Source organism: Brucella sp. IR073 (assembly GCF_049065735.1).
GTDB lineage: Bacteria > Pseudomonadota > Alphaproteobacteria > Rhizobiales > Rhizobiaceae > Paramesorhizobium.
In genome coordinates this window covers 93784-114465 of sequence record NZ_JBAKHD010000007.1, presented here as the reverse complement: position 1 = coordinate 114465, position 20682 = coordinate 93784, and the positions used below count along the sequence as shown (strand labels likewise).

Below are 20682 nucleotides of genomic sequence, written 5' to 3'. Positions count from 1 at the left end.
ATAGCTACTCCATCGCGCCGGGCCTGACTATTTTTTCTCGCCCGCGCTCTTCAATATCTCGATCACCATCTGCGATGCCTTGACGAGGGAGCCGACCGGAAGGAACTCGTAGATCGAATGGAAATTATGCGCGCCGCAGAAAAGATTGGGGCAAGGCAGGCCCTTTTCCGAGAGCACCGCGCCATCATATCCGCCGCGCATCGGCACGGGGACCGGCTCGACGCCGATGGCGCGCATCGCCCGTAGCGCCAGATCGACCGGATAGCGGTTCTCGCCCTCAAGGCTTTCGGCGACGTTGCGGTAGACGGGCTTGAAATCCACATGGACGGTACCGGCGCCGTAAAGCTGGTTGAAGCTCGCCGCCAGATTTTCGATGAAGGCCCGGCGCGCCTCGAAGCCGTCGCGGGTGAAATCTCTGATATCGATGACCAGCGTCGTTTCGGCAACCGTGCCCTGAATGCCCTTCGCCCAATAATAGCCTTCGGTGCCCTCGGTATATTCCGGGCGCTCGCCGCCGGGCATCATCCCGATGAACGCCTGCGCATAGAGGATCGCGTTGCGCAGCTTTCCCTTGGCAGACATGGGATGCGCCGGCTGGCCCTTGAAGCTCAGGCGGAATTCACCGGCATTCCAGTTTTCATAGACGATCTCGCCAATGGCGCAGCAATCGAGCGTATAGGCGAAATCGGCATTGAGGGAGGCAACGTCCAGCGCCTTGGCGCCGAGCAGCCCGATTTCCTCATCGGGAACGAAGACGACCTTCACCTCGCCATGCTCGATTTCCGGATGGGTGGTCAGCACCTGCATGGCGTGCATGATCTCGGCAATGGCGGATTTGTTGTCCGCCCCAAGCAGGCTGGTACCATCGGTGACGATGATCCGGTCGCCGATGTAGCGCTCGAGTTCGGGGAATTCGGAAACGCGCATGGTCGCGCCGGTCGCGGCATTGAGCAGGATGTCGCCGCCCTTATATTCGACCACATGCGCATGGGTATCGGTCGTATATTCGCTTGAAGTATCCAGATGGGCGACCCAGGCGATGGTCGGGAATTTATGGTCGGGATTTTTCACATTGGCGGGCAAGGTGCCCACCACGATCGAATGATCGCGCTCCTCGACGCTCATCCCCATGGCCCGCATTTCATCGGCGAGCAGTTTGGCAAGCACCGTCTGCCCGGGGCTCGACGGCAGCTGTCCGGCATTGGGTACGGCAGTGGTGTTGATGCTGATATATGCGAGGAAGCGTTCTACGATGTCCATGGGTCTTGTTCTTGGCCTTACTCAAAATGAAGAATAGCGGGCGAGGCCGCCCGCTATTCCGTGGTCTGGCTTTAAGCGCGGGATTACTCTTCGATATCGACGCCTTCGAAGAGATAGCCGCCGAAGGGATCGATGCGGAAATCCTTGACCTTTTTGCTGACCGGCTGCTCCACGATCTGGTGGGCGATGGTCAGCCAGGGCGCCTGCTCCTTGAAGATGACCTGCGCTTGCTCGTAAAGCTTGGTGCGCTCATCCCTGTCGGGCGTCAGCTTCGCCGCCTGGATCAGCTTCTCGAAATCCGGATTGCACCAATTCGCGCGGTTGGCGCTGCCGATGGCCTGGCAGCCCAGAAGCGCGGCGAGGAAATTGTCGGGATCGGCGATGCCGCCCGTCCAGCCGAGCATGACCGCACCGTCACGGTCCTTTTCCAGCGAGCGCTTGAGATATTCGCCCCAGTCGTAACTGACGATCTCGACCTTCACGCCGACTTTCGCCAGGTCGGCCTGTATCAGTTCCGCCGCCCGGCGGGCGTTCGGCATATAGGGCCGCTGGACAGGCATGGCCCAGATCTTCATCGTCAGATCCTTGACGCCGGCTTCGTCCAGCAGCTTGCGCGCTTGTTCCGGGTCATAAGGATCGTCCTTGACGGCCTTGTTGTAACCCCAGACGCTGGGCGGCAGCGGATTGACCGAGGGAATCGCCGCACCGAGATAGACAGCATCGATGATGGCGGATTTGTTGACCGCCATGTTCAGCGCCTTGCGGACGCGCACGTCGTCGAAGGGCTTCTGCAGCGTGTTGTAGGCGAGGAAGGAGAGGTTGAGCCCCTCCTTCTGGAGCATCGTGATCGCCGGGTCCTTCTTCATTTCGGCGATATCGGCCGGGTTCGGCGCCGCAATCACATGGCACTCGCCCGATTGCAGCTTCTGGTGACGCACCGCCGCATCCGGCGTGATGGCGAAGATGAGGTTGTCGATCTTCTGCTTGCCGCCCCAATAGTCCGGGTTTGCCTGATAGCGGATGACGCTATCCTTCTGATAGGCGACGAACTGATATGGCCCGGTTCCGATGGGCTGCTGGCTCAAATCCGAAATGCGGCCCTCGGCAACGAGCTTATCGGCATATTCCTTCGACTGGATGACGGCGAAGGTCAGCGACAGCGTGGAAATGAAGGTCGCTTCGGGATGGGTCAGGACGAACTTGACCGTGTGGTCGTCCACCTTCTCGATGCGGTCGATCAGCGAAGGGAAGGAATAGGCGCCGAATTGCGGCCAGGTGCCTTCGTTGTAAAACGGGTTGTTCTTGTCCTTCTGGCGCTCGAAGGAGAAAATCACGTCATCGGCGTTGAATTCACGAGTCGGGGTGAAAAAGCTCGTCGTGTGGAACTTGACGCCCTTGCGCAAGTGGAACGTATATTCCTTGCCGCCGGGCGAAACCTCCCAGCTCTCGGCAAGGCCCGGCTCCAGCTCCGTTGAGCCGCGTTTTATCTTGATGAGGCCGTTCGATATGTTGCGCGCCGATGCGTCATAGACCGCGCCTGAAGTCGTCTGCGCGGCATCGAAGTTTTCAGGCGATGCCTCGGAGCAATAGACGAGGGTCTTGGCGAAGACCTGTTCCACGGCAGTGCTGTTGAGCGCGGTCGCCACGAGTGCGGCCGACAATATTTTCCCATAGATGTTCACGAAGCTGCATTCCCTTGCATTCGGCGTCGTCATTGACCTGCCAGGAGGGCAGGCCCGACTCCCGGCAAGGGGGCATCATGTCACCCATGGCCATGGCTTGCAATGTGGCAAGTTTTCAAGCGCGCTCTGAATGCTCGGGCCAGTTGGACAGCGCCTGCTCGGCGACGGCCTCGAGCATTTCGCGGCTGAAGCCGGCTTTGGCCTGCACCGCCATGCCGTGGGTAACCGCCATGACGAATGCCGCGAGGGCGTCAGGCCGAGCCGCCTCGGGCAAATCGCCCTCCGCCTTTGCCCGTTCGAAGCGCTGGCGAAGCTGCGCTTCGCCGGACGCGCGAAAATCGATGAGGGCTTGCCGCACCGGTTCCGCATCATCCGACCCCGCCAGGACGCCGTTGATGCCCAGGCATCCCGTATGATTGGGGTAACGTGTGTTGAGGTCGGCCGCGCCGTAGAGGATGCCTGCCGCAACCTCCCGCGCCGTTGGAAGCTGAAGCGCTTGCGGAAAATAATCCGCATACCGTTCAGAATAGCGCTCCAGGGCCTGACGAAACAGCGCCTCCTTGTTGCCGAAGGCCGAGTAAAGCGCAGGTCTTTCCACGCCGGTAGCCTCGACCAAGTCAGCGTAGGAAGCGCCCTCATAGCCCTTGCGCCAGAAAACGCACAGCACTGCGTCGAGCGCTTTCTCAACATCAAACTCGCGATGGCGTCCCATCAGATCGATCCGGCTGATTTCATAATGGGCATTATTAAATCGCTTGACCGCCTCTGTCAAATTTCATACCAATCGTTATCGTAACGCCCGTTACGCAAAATACCCCTCCCCCAATGAGGGTTGCGCGGCGGCCTGATCCATATCGAAAGGAATATCCATGTCTAAAACACTGACGGGCAAAGTCGCCCTCGTAACCGGAGGTTCCCGCGGCCTCGGCGCTGCAATTGCAGAAGCGCTTGCCGATCACGGCGCTGATGTCGCGATCAGCTATGCCGCATCGGGCGAGAAGGCAAAGGCTGTGGTGGAAAAGCTGAAGACGAAGGGCGTGCGGGCCCTCGCAATTCAGAGCGACCAGGCCGATCTTTCCATCGCAAAGCCGCTGATCGATCAGGTCATTGCCGAATTCGGCAAGCTCGACATCCTCGTCAACAACGCCGCAATTGCGATCCAGGGCCAGATGGTGGACGATCCCACGCTTGACGGAGAAAAATATAATCGTCAGTGGCAGGTCAACGTGCTCGGCACCATCGCCAACACGCGCGCGGCGGCGCCCAGAATGAGCGATGGCGGCCGCATCATTTTCATCGGCTCCCGCCTTGGCACGGTCGTTCCCTTCTCGGGCGTCGCCGACTATGCCGGCACCAAATGGGCGATCGCCGGCTACGCGAAGGGCATCGCACGCGACCTTGGCCCCCGCAACATCACCGTCAACGTCGTCCAGCCCGGCATCATGCCCACGGACATGGCGGCGGATGTGGCGGGCGAGCTTCCGAACCGTGATGCTATCCTCGACATGCATCCGATCCGCCGCATCGCGACCCTCGAAGAGGTGGCCGAAACCGTCTGCTTCCTCGCCGGCCCCCATGCCGGCTATATCAACGGCGAGACCCTGAGCGTATCCGGCGGCATCGGGATCTGACGCCGGAGAAGGCGGGATGACGAAGCCTGGTTGCCGTCATCCCGCCTTCTCTCATCCGCCACTCACCCCAAAACCCGCATATCATGATGAAATAATTTCATAACGCTCCGTAACTCGCGCCTGGCCCTTCTCTTGCGGTTTATGCAATGATCTTCATCCAAGCCAAGGGAGGGGTTTGTAAAATGAAGAAAATCATCACTGCATTACTTGCCGCAGGCATGGTTCTCGCCGCCGGTTTTTCCGCTGAGGCGGGCGAGACGCTTGACCGTGTCATGAGCAAAAAGGCGCTGGTCGTCGCCACGAACGCCGCCTGGCCACCGCAAAGCTTTCTTGACGATTCCAACAAGCTGGTCGGCTTCGATATCGACGTGGCCAACGAGATCGGCAAGCGCCTCGGCGCGGAAGTGTCATTTCAAACGCCTGATTGGGCGACATTGACGGGCGGGCGCTGGCAGGGACGCTACGATGTCGGCATTGGATCGGTGACGCCGACCAAGGCGCGGGCCAATGTCATCGATTTCGCCGGCATCTATTATTACAGCCCCTATGTCTTCGTCGTGCACAAGGACAGCCAGGCGAAATCTTCTGCGGATTTGAAGGGCAAGATCATCGGCGTCGAGACCGCGACCACGTCGGAAGACTATGCCCGCCGTCAGCTGGCAATCGATGCGCCGGGCCTACCGCCGGTCGAATACAAGCTGGAGCCGGGCGAAATCCGCACCTTCGCGGACTCTATGCTGCCCTTCGACGATTTGCGGCTGGGCGACGGTGTCCGGCTCGATGCGATCATCGCCCCAGAACAGACCGCGCAGAACGCCATCAAGAACGGATATCCGGTCAAGATCATCGAAGGCGAATATGCCTTCCGCGAGCCGCTCGTCGTCATTGCCGAGAAGAACGATCCTGAATGGACCGCGAAGCTCGGCGAAATCATCAAGCAGATGAAGACCGATGGGACTTTGGCGAAGCTGACGTCCAAATGGTACGGCAAGGACTATAGCGCGGATTGATAGTATCCGCGCATAGCATGATCCCGAAAAGTTGCAGACTTTTCGGTCAAGATTATGCGTCAAAACAAATCGAAATGTGAGCCGCCCAGTGGCGGCTCACGGTCGCGCGCTTTGCCGGGGGTTTCGATGACTTATCCCACCACCTATTACAGCAACACCAAAGCGGATGATTTCGCGCGCCCGGCGCTCGAAGAGGAAATCAGCGCTGATGTCGCCATTATCGGCGGCGGCCTGGCTGGTCTTTCCGCGGCACTGCAATTGTCCCGCGCCGGCAGGAAGATCGTCGTGCTGGAAGCCGAAAGCATCGGTTTCGGCGCGTCCGGCCGCAATGGCGGGTTCGTCAGCCTGGGCTTTTCGACGAGCAGCGAAGCCATTGCCGCTCGGGCCGGGATGGATGCCGCCAAGGCGCTCCATAAATTATCGATAGAGGGCGTCGATTTCGTCAGGCAGAACATCGAAGCGCTCGGCATCGCGCAAGCCCAGATGTCGCCGGGCATCATGAGCGTGCGCCGCTACGACGATGGTGACAACCTCAAACGCTTTGCCGAACAGTTATACCGGGACTATGGCTACCGGATCGATTTTCTGGAAACCGCCGAGACGCGGAATATCCTGAATTCGAAGCGTTATTTCCAGTCAGTCAGGGACCCCAGCGCTTTTCACATCCATCCGCTGAATTATCTGCGGGCGCTGGGCCGCGAGATCGAAAGGCTGGGCGGGCGCATCTTCGAGCATAGCCGCGCCGTCGGGCTCGATGATCGAGGCTCCGGCAAGCGCGTCAGAACCGCCAAAGGCGGCGTCGATGCCGAAACGGTCCTCATCGCCACGGGCGGCTATACCGATGGGCTGGTGCCCCAGCTCCGGCGCGCATATCTGCCGATCGTCACCTATGTGATGGTCAGCGAGGAAGCGCCCGACCTGATCGCATCGGCCATACGCACCAGCTGCGCCATCGGCGACAACCGCCGGGCGGGCGATTATTACCGGATCGTCGACAATGGCCGGCGGCTGTTGTGGGGCGGACGCATCACCACGCGCGCGGCGGATACGCCTGGTGTCATCAGCGAATTGCGCAGCGAAATGGTGGGAACCTATCCGCAGCTGGTATCCCTGAAGACGGAACTCGCCTGGTCCGGCTTCATGTCCTACGCAAGGCATCTCATGCCTCAGATCGGCAAGCTGGACCGTTCCACGTGGTATTGCACCGCCTTTGGCGGCCATGGGCTCAACACCACCGCCATAGGCGGCAAGGTGGTGGCCGAAGCGATTTGCGGACAGAGCGACCGCTACCGGCTGTTCGATAAATTCGGCCTCGTCTGGGCGGGGGGAGCCGCCGGACTTGCCGCCGCACAGCTGACATACTGGAAACTGCAGATGCAGGACTGGCTCAACGAGAGAAAAGCCCGCTAACAGGGAGGGGAATATGATCGGGAGGTTCTTTCTGACGCGGCCGGAGGCGGCGCGGCGTACCGTTCAGGCTGCGTTTTTCATTCTCCTCACCGCCTTGTTCTGCTTTCTGAATGTGCGGTTTTCTAGCGTAACCGGCTGGTTCGGCATCGATCCCAAGATCGCCAAAACCGGCTTCACCAGAGCGACGCTGATGTCGTCCCTCATCCTGACGATCGTCATCTTCGCCAACTGGTATGCGCTGAAATTGCTGCCGCGCCGGGCGCAGATCGCCGCGGTGTGGCTGGAGCTGTTTCTGCTCCTCATGATCTTCTTCTATTCCTTCGACCTGTCGTTCGCGTTCATAGGCCGGAAGATCAGCTTCCTGATCAGCCAGGGCGTCGTGACGACGCTTTATATCTCGACGATTTCGATTTTCTTCGCCACCATCATCGCCCTTATCGGCGCGGTGGCGAAGCTTTCCAAGAATGGCGTCATCTACGGTTTGACCACCTTCTACACATCGCTGTTCCGCGGCCTGCCGCTCCTGATGCAGATCTACATCATCTATCTCGGCCTGCCGCAGGTGGGCTATGTCATCGGCCCCATCCCCGCAGGCGTCCTCGCGCTTTCCCTCTGCTATGGCGCCTACATGACGGAGATTTTCCGCGCCGGCATCGAGAGCATTCCGCGCGGCCAGCAGGAAGGCGCCGCAGCCCTCGGCCTCGGGCCGACGCAGATCATGTGGCTGGTCATCCTCCCGCAGGCGATGCGCGTCATCATCCCGCCAACGGGCAATCAGTTCATCGCCATGCTCAAGGATTCGTCCCTCGTCTCGGTGATCGGAGTCTGGGAACTGATGTATCTCGCCCGCACACAAGGCCAGACCGAGTTCAGGCATATCGAGATGCTCATCACCGCATCCATGATCTACTGGGCTCTCTCCGTCGTGCTCGAATATGGCCAGGCCCACCTCGAAGCCCGTTTCAAGCGCTCCCTTGCGCGGTGACGTCGATCAAACCACGCGGCAGGGTGTTCATGCATTCTGCCCCGTTGTCAGTCACGAGGAACTGGTCCTCGATCATCAATGCCCCGAGACCTTGCCCGTAGAAAGGGGTCTCCAGCGCAACCACCATGCCCGGCAGGATAATCTCGGGATTACCGGCGGAAAAGAACGGCCATTCTTCGATGCCGACGCTGCCGCCGACCGAATGGCCGAAATGCCCCCGGTAATATTCGCTGAAGCCGTCCTTGCGCATCGAGGCGAGCATGGCGGCATAGACCGCACCGAAACAATTGCCGGGCCGGATCTCTTCGAGACCGGCGGCGAAGGCGTTTTCCAGCGCCTTGAAGATATCGCAGGCGAGCGGGGGCGCCGCGCCGTAGGTGAAGGTGCGCGCGCCGTCGGAGGAATAGCCTTCGACAAGCGTGCCGACATCGGCCTTGATCAACGCGCCGGGCGTGACCCTGGCGGACATGTCTGAGAGATCGGGACCGACCGAGATATAATCCCAATGCCCGCTCAAGCGGACGCCCGCGGCATAAGCGCCCTCTTTCCAAGCGGAAGAAAGTTCGCCGACCGATACGCCTGACTTCACCGCAGCCGCCATGGAAACGAGGCCGGCTTCCGCAGCCCGGGCAGCGTTGCGGAGCCGTTCGATCTCGCGCGCCGTCTTGACGGCCCGCAGACGCCGGAGCACTTCGGACCCGTCGACCCATAGGACATGGGGAAGCGCCCGTTTCAGCGCCTCGAAATCGGCGGCGGGGACGAATTCGAGATCGGCACCGATCCTCGCCCGGTCGAGGCCGCGCTCCTTCAAGATGTCGCCAAGCAGCCCGAAAGCGGCGGAACGGTCGAATGTCTCGGGCCTCGGCCTGGTATTGCCCGCGCGCCGATAGGCTTCGTTGATCGCCCCGATGCTGCCCGCGCCGGTGATATCAAGCATATCGATCCAAATGCGGTGGGTGCGTAAATCCACATCCGGCGCGGTCTTGCGGATCGCCGCGCCTGCATGGTCACTGACCACCGCTGCAAGGCTCGCCGCCGCGTAGGCAGGCACCAGCGCAATCGCCGCGCCCGCCCTGCCCCACATGGTCGCGACACCCGCCGGGGCGCCGATGGCGTAGCGAAACGCTTCGGGCTGGAACAGCACCAGCGCGTCGAGCCCCGCCTGCCGCATCAATTGTTCTGCACGTTTCCGGTCGATATCGCTCATGGCCCGCTCCGTTTGTACATTAACGAAGGATTTATGCGGATCGGCGGCGAAGCGCCAGCCATGGAATTGTTTTGTTGCAGACGCTTATGTGAGAGGAAAAAATTCTACCTCACCAGATAAAATCGCGCTTCCATTCTCATCAAGCGAACGGTGTCCCGGCTATTCTCCGGGCCGGTAATTGCATGGCCGCAACGGCCACTGAACGGAGTATCGAGAATGAGCGGTTTGATGACCCGCACCGGCGCAGTCCTGAAGTCCAGCCGGCTGAATGCCCGCGTCATGACGGCGGCGTTGCTTTTCGGTGCGCTAGCCGCCGGATCAGCCGAAGCGCAGGATTTCGACCCCGACGCAACCATCAATATCGGGTCGCTCTACGAGCCGCAAAATCTCGACAACACCGCCGGCGCGGGCCAGGGCATCAACGAGGCGTTCAACGGGAATGTCTATGAATCGCTGTTCCGCCTCACCGATTCCGGCACGGTCGAGCCGGTGCTTGTCAGGGATTACAAGGTGAGCGACGACGGCCTCACCTACACCTTCACGCTTCAGCCGGGCGTGAAATTCCACTCCGGCGACCCGCTGACGTCGAAGGATGTCAAGTTTTCCATAGAGCGGGTGGTTTCGGCGGAATCGAAAAGCTCGCGCAAGAACAGCCTGAAGCCGATTGCGGGCATCGAGACGCCTGACGATGCGACGGTGGTTGTCAAGCTTTCGTCCCGCTCCATCTCGCTGCCCTATAATCTCACCTATGTCTGGATCGTCAACGACGCGGCCACCAATCTGACCGCGACCGAAGACGGCACCGGTCCCTACAAGCTGGAGGACTGGCGGCGCGGCTCGTCGCTGGAACTAACGCGCTTCGATGGTTATTGGGGCAAAAAGCCGGACAATGGCGCGGCGGTTTTCCAATATTTCACCGAGGCGACGGCGCTCAACAATGCGTTGCTGACCGGCTCGGTCGATATCATCACCTCCGTCCAGAGCCCGGATTCGCTCGCGCAGTTCAAGGACAACCCGGATTTCACAGTTGCTGAAGGCCAATCCACGACCAAGCTGCTGCTCGCCTATAACGACTGCGTCGCGCCCTTCGACAATGTCAAGGTGCGCAAGGCATTGGCCCGCGCGGTGGACAAGGCCAAGCTGCTCAAGGCCGTCTGGGGCGATTACGGCACGCTGATCGGATCGATGGTGCCGCCGACCGACCCGTGGTATGTGGACCTTACCAAGGTCGATGCCTACGATCCGGAAAGCGCCAAGGCGCTGCTCGCCGAGGCCGGCTATCCGGATGGGTTCACCTTTACGCTCGACACGCCCAATTATGACCCGCACCCGATCGCCGCGCAGTTCCTGCAGACGGAGCTTGCCAAGGTCGGCGTCAAGGTCAACATCAATGTCATCACCGCCAATGAATGGTACTCCAAGGTCTACAAGGCGCATGATTTCCAGGCGACCTTGCAGGAGCATGTCAACCACCGCGACATCGTCTTTTACGGCAATCCGGACTTCTATTGGGGTTACAACAATCCTGAGGTCGTGGATCTCATCAAACAGGCCGAGGAGAGCGCCACCACGGACGAGCAGACCGCGAAGCTCAAGCAAGCCAACACGATCATTGCCGAAGACGCCGCCAGCAACTGGCTCTATCTCTATCCGCAGATTGTTGTGGCGGCGAAATCCGTGACCGGCTATCCCGTGAACGGCCTCAACTCGCAGTTCTTCGTTTCCGGCATCAAGAAGGCGGATTGAACTGATTCAGCCATCGGCAATTCGAAAAATTGCGCTATAAGCTCACCCGCCCGGCTCCGCCGGGCGGGTTTGTCGATTAAAGGGTGTGACCATTCTTTCCTATTTCCTGCGCCGGCTGGCTATTCTCTTTGTCTCGATCCTGATCGCCGCGGCGGTGCTGTTCCTGCTTTTGCGCCTGCTGCCGGGCGACCCTGCTAATGCGCTCGTCTCGGTCGGCGCCGATCCCGAACAGATCGAGGCCGCACGCCGGCAGGTGGGTTCCGACCTGCCGCTGTCAGAGCAATTCATTCGCTTTGTCGTTAGCCTCGCCCGGTTCGACCTCGGCCAGTCCTTCGTCAGCCACGCCCCAGTCCTGCCGGAAATCGCCAAGAGGCTCACCGTCACCCTGCCCTTAACGCTGATGTCCTTTCTCCTGGCGATCCTCATCGCCTTGCCGCTCGGAATCATCGCGGCGGTGAAGTCGAACCGCTGGTATGGCTCGCTGATCTCGGTCGTCTCGCAGCTCGGCATTGCCGTGCCGGTTTTCTGGATCGGCATTCTGCTCGTCACGCTTTTTGCCGTGAATTTGCGGCTCTTCCCCTCGGGCGGCTTCCCCTCGCGCGGCTGGCAAAGGCCGGATGCGGCAATGGAGGCGCTGGTGCTGCCTGTTGTCACCGTCGCGCTCGTCATGTCCGCCTCGCTGATCCGCTATGTGCGCTCCGCCACACAGGACGTGCTCGGCAGCGACTACCTGCGCACCGCCCGCGCGCTCGGCGCTAGCTTTCCGGAGGCGCTGATCCGCCATGGCATCCGCAACGGTTCCGTGCCGGTCATCTCCATTCTCGGCATAGAGCTTGCCTCCACCCTGCTCGGCGCGGTCGTGGTGGAGCGTGTCTTCTCGCTGCCGGGCCTCGGCTCCATGCTGCTTCTAGGCATCGAGCAGCGGGATTATCCGAATGTGCAGGGCGTGCTCTTCATCTCGACGCTGATCGTCCTGCTGGTCGGCTTTGCCGCAGATCTCGCACAGCGGCTGATCGATCCGCGGCTGCGCGGGCGGGTGGGAGCGGGCAAATGACTGATCTCGCCATTTCTCCGTCCGTGTCGCGCAACCGCCTGTCGTGGCTTTTCATCATCGGGCTGGGGCTCGTCGGCCTGCATCTCCTAGCCGGTTTAACCACCCTGTTCTGGACGCCCTACGATCCGGCTGCGATGTCGGGTGGGCGGCTGGCAATGCCCTCCCTCGCCCATCTGGCGGGAACGGACCGGCTGGGCCGCGACCTCTTCACGCTGATCATGATTGGCTCGCGCATTGCGCTCATCGTCGGCACCGGCGCAGTCGTCATTGGCGGCGTCATTGGCATCACCATCGGCCTTTTGGCCGCCTTCGCCTCGAAGACGCTCGACGATGTGCTCGCCGCCGGACTCGATATCCTCATCGCCTTTCCTACATTGCTGCTCGCCATGCTCATCGTCGCTTCCAGTGATGGCGCGAGCCTCTGGACCGCCATCGTCGCCATCGGCATCGCCAATTCGGCCATCGTCGCGCGGCTGACGCGCATCCTCGCCAAGCGGGTGCTGCGGATGGATTACATCACCGCCGCGCGCATTTCCGGCACCTCTTGGCCGCGCATTGTGGCCATCCACATCCTGCCGAACATCTGGCCGACGCTCACCGTCAATCTCGCCCTGCAATTCGGGCTGGCGGTCATCGCGGAAGCCTCGCTCTCCTATCTCGGGCTCGGCACACCACCGCCGAATGCTTCATGGGGGCGGCTTTTGCAGGAAGCTCAGGGCACCGTCTACACCGCACCCTTCGGCGCCATCGCGCCCGGCATCGCGCTCGTTTCGCTCGTCATCGGCATCAATCTCCTTGCCGATGGCCTGCGCGACCTTGCCGACCCGGTCAGGAGGAAACGCCGTTGAACCCCCTTCTTGCCATTGAAAACCTCTCCGTCCATACGGGCGGCAAGGCACTCGTCTCCGATGTGTCATTCTCCGTCGCGCCCGGCGAGCGGCTCGGCCTCATCGGCGAATCCGGCTCCGGCAAATCGCTGACGGCGCTCGCCGCCATCGGCCTCCTCGGCGACAGTCTCAACGCCAGCGGCTCCGTTCTCCTCGGCGGCAAACAGGTCATCGGCGCGCGCGACCGCGATCTCGTGCCGCTGCGCGGAACGATCACCGCCACCATTTTTCAGGAACCCCTCACAGCGCTCGATCCGCTGATGAAAATCGGCGATCAGGTCACTGAGGCCCTCCGCCGCCGCGCCCGGCGCGACGGGCGCCCGGCTGACAACGCGACGGTCAGGCGCGAGGTGCTTGAACTCCTCGAGCAGGTGGCCTTGCCGCAGCCTGAGCGCATTGCCCAATCCTGGCCGCACGAGATTTCCGGGGGCCAGCGCCAGCGCGCAGCGATTGCCATGGCGCTCGCCTGCAAGCCGCAGCTGCTGATCGCCGACGAGCCGACGACGGCCCTCGACGTCACCACGCAGGCGGAAATTCTGAACCTCCTAGGGAAACTTGTCCGCGAACGGAATATGGCGCTGCTTTTCATCAGCCATGATCTGCCGGTTGTCGCTGGCACCGTCGACCGCGTCATCGTGTTGCGGCATGGCCGGGTCGTTGAGGAAGGCGCGGTCGCGAGCGTCTTCCGTGAGCCTGCCCACGAATATACCCGCAGCCTCGTCGCGGCGGCCCGCGCCTTCGACGCGGCACTGGAGATCGCGCCATGAGCCTCATCGACGTCCGCAACGTCTCCTTCGGCTATACGTCCGGGCAAAAAACCCTTGATGATGTCAGCCTGACGCTGCGCCAAGGTGCAAATCTCGGCATTGTCGGGGAATCCGGCTCCGGAAAGACGACGCTCTTGCACCTGCTGCTCGGTTTGAACCGTCCATCCGAGGGAACGATCACCGTCAACGGCGCACCGCTCGACCCGCGCAATCGCGCCTTCATGCATGGCTTCCGCCGGACGGTGCAGGCGGTGTTTCAGGACCCTTATTCCTCACTCGATCCGCGCCAGAAGGTTTTCGATATCATCGCGGAACCGCTGCGCTCGCTGAAAATCCCCCGTGACACGAAGACATCGGTTGCGGAGGCCCTCGCCTCGGTCGGCCTTGCCCCGGATGCGGCGACGCGATATCCGCACGAGTTCTCCGGCGGCCAGCGCCAGCGCATCGCCATCGCCCGGGCCATCGTCTCGCGGCCGGACGTGATCCTCGCAGACGAAGTGGTGAGCGCGCTCGATCTCTCGACCCGCATCCGCATCGTCGAGCTTTTAAAGGAACTGTCGCAGAGCGTGACTTTCGTGCTCGTCTCGCACGATCTCGGCCTCGTCGCCTCGCTCTGCGAGGAAACGATCATCCTCGAGCGCGGCAAGATCGTCGAAAGCGGCAAGACACGCGACATCCTCGCCGCCCCGCGCCATGCCTATACACGCAACCTGCTCGCCAGCATCCCGCGCATGCCTGCTTGATGCTCGCTCTGCTTCGAATTGGCATGCAAGGTTTCGGTACTGCATCTTCCGCGTCGTAGAAATATTATGACATATATTTAACTATACATATAGAGTCGCGTAAAATATAAATTGAATCAAATCGATTACGCTTAGTAATAAGTCTCACTACGTTAGTAACGCAGATGACCAATATATTATGTCGGAAAACACCTCTTCATGAATGCTGCCAGATCGAAACCCTCCGCGAAGACCGCACTCACCTATTCAGAGACGCGATCCATCATCTTCGGCATCATGCTGGCGATGCTGCTCGGGTCTCTCGACCAGACCATCGTGGCCACCGCCATGCCGACCATCGGGCGGGACCTTGGCGACATTCATCTCCTGTCATGGATCGTCACCGCCTATCTTCTAACGGCCACGGCGGTGACCCCGCTCTATGGCAAGATGGCCGATATAGCGGGGCGGCGGATAACGCTTCTCGTCGCGGTTGGCCTCTTCATCATCGGCTCGGTCGCCAGCGCCCTCTCTCCCGATATGCTGACGCTGATTGCCGCCCGTGCCGTGCAGGGCTTGGGTGGCGGCGGGCTCATCGCGCTGCCGCAGACGATCATCGCCGATGTCGTCTCGCCCAAGGAGCGCGGACGCTATCAAGGCTATATTGCCGCCGTCTTCATCACCTCGAGTATCGCAGGTCCGCTGCTCGGCGGCTTTTTCGCTGAGCATTTGCACTGGTCGGCCATTTTCTGGATCAATGTGCCGCTGGGGCTTCTTGCATTCTGGATGACCAGCACGCTCCTGAAGAAGCTGCCTCGCTACGAGCGTCCGCATCATCTCGATTGGTGGGGGGCGGCGTGGATGGCATCGGCCACCGTCTCGATGATGCTGGCGCTCAATTGGGGCGGCCTCAGCTATCCCTGGAGCTCGCCGGTCATTCTCGGACTTTTCGCTTTGTCCGCGCTGCTTTGGGTCGCCTTCATCAGACGGCTCATGACGGCGCCCGAACCCCTGATCCCCGCCGAAATCCTTTCGAACCCGATCGTTGCCATGGGAACCATTGCCGCCTGCTTCAGCATGGGCACTTTCATCGGCCTCATCATCTATCTACCGATCTATCTGGAAACGGTGTACGGCTTCAGCGCCAGCAATTCCGGTCTGGCTATGATGCCGCTGATGCTGGGCACCATGATTGGCGCTACAGCCGCAGGGCGCATGATGCTGAAGGTCGTCCATTACAAGCGCACGCCGATCATCGGCCTCGCCGTCGCAATCGCCGGGCTCGCCGTCCTCGCCGCCTTCCCCAAGGACCTGCCCATTCTCGCGCTTGAACTCCTTCTCGCCATTACCGGCCTTGGGCTTGGCACGCTCCTGCCCGTCGCGACGGTATCGATCCAGAATGCGGTGGTGCCGCATCAGATGGGCACGGCGACCGCAACCATGAACTTCTTCCGTTCGCTGGGTGGCGCGCTCCTGGTGGCCGGTTTCGGGGCGATCCTCATGGGGGGCCTTCCATCCGGATCAGCGAGCCATATGACAATGGAGGCGCTCGCTCAGAGCTTTGTATCGCACGGGCTCGACATCGCGCTGGTCTTCCGCTGGATCTTCATCGCTGCAGCAACAGGACTCTTCCTGGCGATCCTGGCTGTCATCGCTATGGAAGAACGGCCTTTGCGGGACGATGTGCAAGAGGCTCCCATGGGTCTGGAGTGATCCCGGAACCATCGTCAGGCCTTGACGGCATCTCCGCTGCCCCTTCCGAGAGCCGTATTGACGATGTGGCGCAGATCCTGCGCCAGCGTCAGATGCGCAGCATATTCAGCATCGACCTCGGCAAGCTTCGCCGGAGTAGACATGTCGACCCCCTGCAATTGCGCGAGCCCCGTAATCCCCGGACGCACCTTGAAAACGCCACGCTTCTGCCGCTCGGCGATAAGTTCAGTCTGGCTCGGCAGGCAGGGCCTCGGCCCGACGAAGCTCATATCCCCGCGAAGGACGTTGATGAGTTGCGGCAGCTCGTCGAGCTTCGTGCGGCGCAGGAAATGTCCGCTGCGCGTAATCTGGCTCGCCGCCACCTCATGGCTGGCGCGGTCGCCCGTGCCCTGCGACATGGTACGCAGCTTGTAGAGCGTGAAGGGGCGCTGGTCGCGGCCGACACGCACCTGGCGGAAGATTGCCGGTCCCGTGCGCTCCATCCGGATAGCGACGATGCAGGCTACGCAGAGCAAAAGTGCAGGCAGGGCAAGAAGGAGTGCCAATACGATATCAAAGACGCGCTTTCCGCCCACTTCATACATGACAACTGTCCTGCCTATCCCCAAAGCTGTTGGCCCGGGACGCAATATCAACGCCCCCCTTTTTGCCAAATTGCCTTCGCGCATAGCATCTCAGCGAAAACGCGTCATCCTGTATGGCAGCTGTTAGGTTAGCTGCTCACGTTTTTCTTGGGGCGGCATAAGGCTTGAAACGTGAACGACCGTCTCGATGTTGCCCGGGCTACGCCACTATTCGCGCCTCGTGGGGGAGTCCATTCGGCAAGTCGGGCGGTGACGCGCAGAGCGCGCTGTTCCCGACAATAGCGGTAGGGTTGAAGCCGGATACCAGATCGGCCAACATGTTTCGAACAGTGGCCATGTCGTTGCGATCGAGCGACGCATCGAGCAATTTCAATTGTTTCGACAATTCCGGCCAACGGAGAAAATCCTCTTTTGCCTTGATGATTCTGGGATGTTCGGTGGGCTCGGGATTGTCGCCTATCAACAGTTCTTCATAGAGTTTTTCGCCCGGCCGAAGGCCGGTAATGGCAAGTTCGATATCGCCGTCGGGATTGGTTTCTTCGCGCACCGTCAGGCCTGATAGTTCTACCATGCGCCGGGCGAGATCCGCGATGCGGATGGGGTCTCCCATATCGAGAAGGAAGACATCGCCACCTTCAGCCATGGCGCCAGCCTGAATGACGAGCTGGGCGGCCTCGGGAATCGTCATGAAATAGCGTGTCACTTCCGGATGCGTCAGCGTAATCGGGCCACCCTCGCGAATCTGCTGGCGGAACAAAGGCACCACCGACCCGGAAGAGCCGAGCACATTGCCGAACCGGACCATGCAGAAATTCGTGCGTGTCCTGCCAATGGCCTGGTCGGCAGCCAGCGCCTGCAGGACCATTTCCGCCAATCGCTTGCTCGCGCCCATAATATTCGTCGGCCGGACGGCTTTGTCCGTGCTGATCAGCACAAAATTGGAAACGCCGCCCTCCTGCGCCGCGCGCGCAGTCTCCAAAGTTCCCAAGACATTGTTGCGAATCCCCTCGGTGGGGTTGTGCTCAACAAGCGGAACATGCTTATAGGCCGCGGCGTGATAGACCGTATGCGGACGCCAGGCGCGCATAATCTGGGCCATACGGCGACCATCACGCACCGAGCAGAGGACCGGCAATATCTGCGTCGTTCCAAGACCATAGACGTCCGCCAGCTTTGTCAGTTCGGCATCGATGGAATAGAGGGCGAATTCCGTATGTTCGACGAGAATGAGATGCGACGGGCCGCTCTTTAAAATCTGACGGCAGAGTTCACTGCCGATCGATCCCCCGGCTCCCGTCACCATGACGACCTTGTTGCGGGTGTTCTTTTCAAGCAGCGCCTGATACGGCTCGATGGCATCACGCCCCAGCAGATCTTCGATATCGAGCTCGCGAATATCGGAAACCGTGACGCGCCCTTGTGCCAGCGCCGTCAAGTCGGGCACTGTGCGGACCGTGACCCTCGCCTTGCGCATTTCATCGAGGATTTCATTGCGCCGCTGCCGGCTCGCCGCCGGAAGAGCGAGCAGGACATCCCGGATTCCTCTGGTTTCGACGAGAGTCGGCAGATCGGCAGGATCGTAGATCGGCACCCCGCCCATGATTCCGCCCTTCAGCTTGGGGTCATCATCGAGATAGCCGACGACATTGAGCTCCGCGCTGTTCGCCAGCGCTGCGGCCAATTGCCGCCCGGTTGAGCCTGCGCCATAGATCAGCACCTTGGCGAGAGCGTTTTTCTTGAGGACACGCTGGTAAGCGTCGCCCAGCCAATAGCGGATTCCCAGTCGTGACAGCCCGATGGCTGTCAGCAAGAGAAGCGGTTGCAGAATGCCGATCGTCCTGGGAATGCCGGGAATGCTGATGGCGGTGAACGCCGCCATGAAAGCCACGCCGTAAATAGCCACCGCTTTCAGGACGGTAATAAATGCCGAGAGGCCCGCATAGCGAAAGATGGCCCGATAGAGGCCCATGACGACGAAAATCGGCAGAGCAAGGCAAAGCGACACGACGACCGGCAGCCACCGCACCCCTTCAAGCACGACCCAGTCATTCAGGCGGAAACAATAGGCGAGCCAGACTGTCAGCACGCAGAAGCTGGCGTCCACCATCAGCGCGATCAGCCGCTTTGCCAAGCGTGGAAGCGCGAGTATCGAGACGACGAGGGCCTGCGTCGGCATTACACAACACTCCGTTCTTCCCGCACAGAATCCCCGCCGGTTCTGTGCAAGGCTGGCTTGTCCCGATTCTCGGGCGCCAAATGAACCCATTCCCACGAGATATGATGGTTAGCACGCTCAAGCTGAACTTGAAATATCTTAGTGAAAAACATCGCACCGCACAATTTCGATAAACGTCGCAAACAAGACCCGACGGTCATGTTGGAAAAGAGTTGCTCAGCCTGCCTCAACCATTTTCTGAAGGCCGCACTCCTCCACGGAGCCGCCTTTACCGAAAGGATGGCAGATGGACCACATTTCGCAGCGCCAACGAAACGACAGTATATTTCCCTCGACTAAACTAAAATGTCCCCACGACATCAGGCGCATTCGGCCCGTTATATGCACCGATCAACGGCGTCCGTAAACATCATCGAAACGGACAATGTCATCTTCCCCCAAATACTCTCCGCTTTGCACTTCGATCATGACGAGCCGCATGATGCCGGGGTTCTCAAGGCGGTGCTTCGTCCCGCACGGAATATAGGTGGATTCATTCGTCCCGAGAATCAGCTCGCGGTCGCCGTTGACGACTTTTGCGGTGCCGCTGACCACGACCCAATGCTCCGAGCGGTGATAATGCATCTGCAGGCTGAGGCTTGCACCGGGTTTCACCTCGATGCGCTTAATCTTGAAGCGCTCGCCTTCCTCGAGAATCGTATAGGTGCCCCACGGCCGATGTACTGTCCGGTGAAGATTATACGCCTCATGACCGGCCGCTTTTAACTGTTTGACGAGGTGCTTCACGTTCTGCGCCTCATCTTTGTGCGCAACCAGCAAGGCATCCGCCGAATCGACAATGATCAGGTCCTTCACACCGACAGCGCCGACGAGCCGTTCCGTGCTGTCGATGTAACAATTTTTCACATCATGAAGGACCGCATCGCCAACGATCCGGTTGCCCGTCCCGTCCGGGGCGGTCAGTTCCGCCACTGCATTCCACGAGCCGATATCGCTCCAGCCGATATCGCAGCCGACAACGGCGATATTGCTGGCCTTTTCCAAGACCGCATAGTCGATCGATTGCTTCGGCACTTGCAGGAAATCTTCGGCATCGATCTCGATCCGTGTGCCGCTCGCGACCGCGGATTGCCGGGCAGCGGCGAGCGCTTCGCCGCTTCTGGCAAGGATCTCGGGGCAATGTTGCTCCATGAGCCGGACCATCGTTCCGGCAGAAAAGCAGAACATGCCCGAGTTCCAATAGAATCGGCCCGAGGCAAGGTATTCCCTGGCGCGCCCGAGATCCGGCTTCTCGACGAAGCGGATGACATCCTCGCCATCGGCCTCGATATAGCCATAGCCGGTTTCCGGATATTCCGGATGGATGCCGAAGGTCACCAGCCGCCCGGTTTCAGCAAGCGCGACCGCCTTTTCCGCCGCGGCGCGGAAAGCCGCCACATCCGTGACCATGTGATCGGCTGGAAAGAGGACGATGACGGCATCGTCCCCATAGGTTTGCTGCACATGCAGCGTCACGATGGCAGCGGCTGCAGCAGTATCGCGACCGACCGGCTCCAGAAGATAGGTAAACCCGGCACGGGGCATGTCGAGTTCACGATACTCGTCCTCCGTCTTGAAGAAGAGCTCGCGATTGGTCACCGTCAGCACCTGTTCGACATCGGGCAGAGCCGCAGCGCGCAGCAAGGTGTGCTGCAAAAGGCTCTTTCCGTCAGCAAGACGGATAAAGGGCTTCGGGTGCGCCTCCCGCGAAACGGGCCACAGACGGGCACCAACGCCGCCGCTCATGATCGCAGGTATGATCTTCGTCATCGTGGAACTCCCTAAGCGTGGTCCCGAACAAATGCTGAC

At 60.6% G+C, this 20682-nt stretch carries 17 protein-coding genes; 10 read left to right on the top strand and 7 right to left on the bottom strand.

Features of this window, described 5'->3' with window-relative positions:
• Positions 1-27 precede the first annotated feature (27 nt).
• The 3 genes from pepT to ACOWVG_RS15655 form a co-directional block, all read right to left on the bottom strand.
• Positions 28-1260 carry a peptidase T gene (gene pepT / locus ACOWVG_RS15665; protein WP_420963242.1) on the bottom strand — a complete coding sequence of 411 codons (1233 nt, stop codon included), beginning with the start codon at positions 1258-1260 and terminating at the stop codon, positions 28-30.
• A gap of 83 nt (positions 1261-1343) precedes the next feature.
• Complete coding sequence (locus ACOWVG_RS15660; RefSeq protein WP_420963241.1) at positions 1344-2942, bottom strand: ABC transporter substrate-binding protein; 1599 nt, start codon at positions 2940-2942, stop codon at positions 1344-1346.
• A 115-nt stretch (positions 2943-3057) separates the two neighbouring features.
• The gene (locus ACOWVG_RS15655) at positions 3058-3654 is read right to left on the bottom strand and encodes a TetR/AcrR family transcriptional regulator (protein WP_420963239.1); all 597 of its coding nucleotides are present in this window, start codon (positions 3652-3654) and stop codon (positions 3058-3060) included.
• Between the two features lie 157 nt (positions 3655-3811).
• On the opposite strand from ACOWVG_RS15655, the gene ACOWVG_RS15650 reads away from it, so the two are divergent.
• The 4 genes from ACOWVG_RS15650 to ACOWVG_RS15635 all read left to right on the top strand — a co-directional run bounded on the left by ACOWVG_RS15650 (position 3812) and on the right by ACOWVG_RS15635 (position 7978).
• Positions 3812-4573, top strand: coding sequence for an SDR family NAD(P)-dependent oxidoreductase (locus ACOWVG_RS15650; protein ID WP_420963237.1), 762 nt, complete (start codon positions 3812-3814; stop codon positions 4571-4573).
• A gap of 182 nt (positions 4574-4755) precedes the next feature.
• Complete coding sequence (locus ACOWVG_RS15645; RefSeq protein ID WP_420963236.1) at positions 4756-5583, top strand: transporter substrate-binding domain-containing protein; 828 nt, start codon at positions 4756-4758, stop codon at positions 5581-5583.
• Positions 5584-5709: 126 nt separating this feature from the next.
• Complete coding sequence (locus tag ACOWVG_RS15640) at positions 5710-6993, top strand: NAD(P)/FAD-dependent oxidoreductase (RefSeq protein ID WP_420963235.1); 1284 nt, start codon at positions 5710-5712, stop codon at positions 6991-6993.
• 13 nt (positions 6994-7006) lie between these two features.
• Positions 7007-7978 (top strand): amino acid ABC transporter permease, encoded by a 972-nt coding sequence (locus ACOWVG_RS15635; RefSeq protein WP_420963234.1) that lies wholly within the window; start codon positions 7007-7009, stop codon positions 7976-7978.
• On the opposite strand, the gene ACOWVG_RS15630 is transcribed toward ACOWVG_RS15635, so the two are convergent.
• Entirely contained in the window at positions 7956-9185 is a 1230-nt protein-coding gene (locus ACOWVG_RS15630; RefSeq protein WP_420963233.1) for a M24 family metallopeptidase, read from the bottom strand. The genes ACOWVG_RS15635 and ACOWVG_RS15630 overlap by 23 nt on opposite strands.
• Before the next feature lie 279 nt (positions 9186-9464).
• Here ACOWVG_RS15630 and ACOWVG_RS15625 point away from each other — a divergent pair, with 279 nt between their 5' ends.
• The 6 genes from ACOWVG_RS15625 (at position 9465) to ACOWVG_RS15600 (ending at position 16074) form a co-directional block, all read left to right on the top strand.
• Positions 9465-10931 (top strand): ABC transporter substrate-binding protein, encoded by a 1467-nt coding sequence (locus tag ACOWVG_RS15625; protein WP_420963308.1) that lies wholly within the window; start codon positions 9465-9467, stop codon positions 10929-10931.
• 85 nt (positions 10932-11016) lie between these two features.
• Positions 11017-11985 (top strand): ABC transporter permease, encoded by a 969-nt coding sequence (locus ACOWVG_RS15620; protein ID WP_420963232.1) that lies wholly within the window; start codon positions 11017-11019, stop codon positions 11983-11985.
• The gene (locus tag ACOWVG_RS15615; protein WP_420963231.1) at positions 11982-12833 is read left to right on the top strand and encodes an ABC transporter permease; all 852 of its coding nucleotides are present in this window, start codon (positions 11982-11984) and stop codon (positions 12831-12833) included. The genes ACOWVG_RS15620 and ACOWVG_RS15615 overlap by 4 nt, the downstream gene beginning before the upstream one ends.
• A complete protein-coding gene (locus tag ACOWVG_RS15610; protein ID WP_420963230.1) occupies positions 12830-13639 on the top strand; it encodes an ATP-binding cassette domain-containing protein in 810 nt (269 codons plus the stop codon). The genes ACOWVG_RS15615 and ACOWVG_RS15610 overlap by 4 nt, the downstream gene beginning before the upstream one ends.
• On the top strand, positions 13636-14382 hold the full coding sequence (locus tag ACOWVG_RS15605) for an ABC transporter ATP-binding protein (protein ID WP_420963229.1): 747 nt from the start codon (positions 13636-13638) through the stop codon (positions 14380-14382). The genes ACOWVG_RS15610 and ACOWVG_RS15605 overlap by 4 nt, the downstream gene beginning before the upstream one ends.
• 198 nt (positions 14383-14580) lie before the next feature.
• Positions 14581-16074, top strand: a complete 1494-nt coding sequence (locus ACOWVG_RS15600) for an MDR family MFS transporter (protein WP_420963228.1) — start codon at positions 14581-14583, stop codon at positions 16072-16074.
• 14 nt (positions 16075-16088) lie between these two features.
• Here the strand turns inward: ACOWVG_RS15600 and ACOWVG_RS15595 are convergent, their stop codons facing one another.
• The 3 genes from ACOWVG_RS15595 to ACOWVG_RS15585 all read right to left on the bottom strand — a co-directional run bounded on the left by ACOWVG_RS15595 (position 16089) and on the right by ACOWVG_RS15585 (position 20643).
• A complete protein-coding gene (locus ACOWVG_RS15595; RefSeq protein WP_420963227.1) occupies positions 16089-16658 on the bottom strand; it encodes a sugar transferase in 570 nt (189 codons plus the stop codon).
• Between the two features lie 199 nt (positions 16659-16857).
• Positions 16858-18834 (bottom strand): polysaccharide biosynthesis protein, encoded by a 1977-nt coding sequence (locus ACOWVG_RS15590; protein WP_420963225.1) that lies wholly within the window; start codon positions 18832-18834, stop codon positions 16858-16860.
• 390 nt (positions 18835-19224) lie between these two features.
• Entirely contained in the window at positions 19225-20643 is a 1419-nt protein-coding gene (locus ACOWVG_RS15585) for a mannose-1-phosphate guanylyltransferase/mannose-6-phosphate isomerase (RefSeq protein ID WP_420963224.1), read from the bottom strand.
• Between the last annotated feature and the right edge of the window lie 39 nt (positions 20644-20682).